1 pseudogene is annotated in these 728 nt (G+C 51.1%); it reads left to right on the top strand.

The annotated features are described in order from the left end of the window. Positions 1-501 (top strand): annotated as a pseudogene (locus tag CIK04_RS24465) (type II secretion system protein N); the annotation flags it as partial. Positions 502-728: the final 227 nt, after the last annotated feature.

Raw genomic sequence — 728 nt, 5'->3', positions numbered from 1 at the left:
GCGGCAGCGATTTGAATCTGCGTGGGAAAGGTTTGGTCGGCTATGGTCTTGGCAGGGCGTATGTGGAAAATCTTGTACGCTTCGTTACCCGCGGAAAAAGTGGCCTCACGTTTGCCCATGCCTTTGCCTCTGCAGGTGGAAGGACAAGTGGAAGTGAACGTGCGTCACGCGGTTTACCAAGCGCCTTGGTGCGCCAGCGGCACGGGCACGTTAGTGTGGAGTGCCAGTAAAGTCGGCMMCCCGATCGGCGCATTGGATTTGGGGCCGGTGATTTCCGATTTCACGTGTGAAAACAGCCAATTGTCGGTGAAGGGCGAGCAGCAAAGCGCCCAAGTCAGCGCGCAATTCAGTGCTCAAGTGACGCCAAATCGTCAATACACGACCTCAGCTTGGTTTAAACCAGGTGCAGAATTCCCAGCGGCGATGAAATCACAGCTGAGCTGGCTAGGGAACCCGAATGGTCAGGGGCAATATGAGTTTGACTACCAAGGGCGTTTTTAGCAAGATTGCCTTTGCGTTGAACGTAAAGAAAGATTCATGACACAAAAAAAGCGAGCAGAGCTCGCTTCAGATTGATGACGAACCCCGCTTTTTAAGTGGGGTTTCTTTTTGGAAGCGACCGTAGGTCGCGATCGTGATTTTTTTTGTTATATCGTGCGCAGAAGTTTCCATTCATTACACGGGTATACAGAAGCAAGTATCTGCCTTATTTCTGCCATATTTAAGCC

Source organism: Vibrio sp. 03_296, assembly GCF_002265885.1.
Note: the sequence above shows the minus strand (reverse complement) of the source record. Positions and strands in the feature narration are given on the sequence as shown.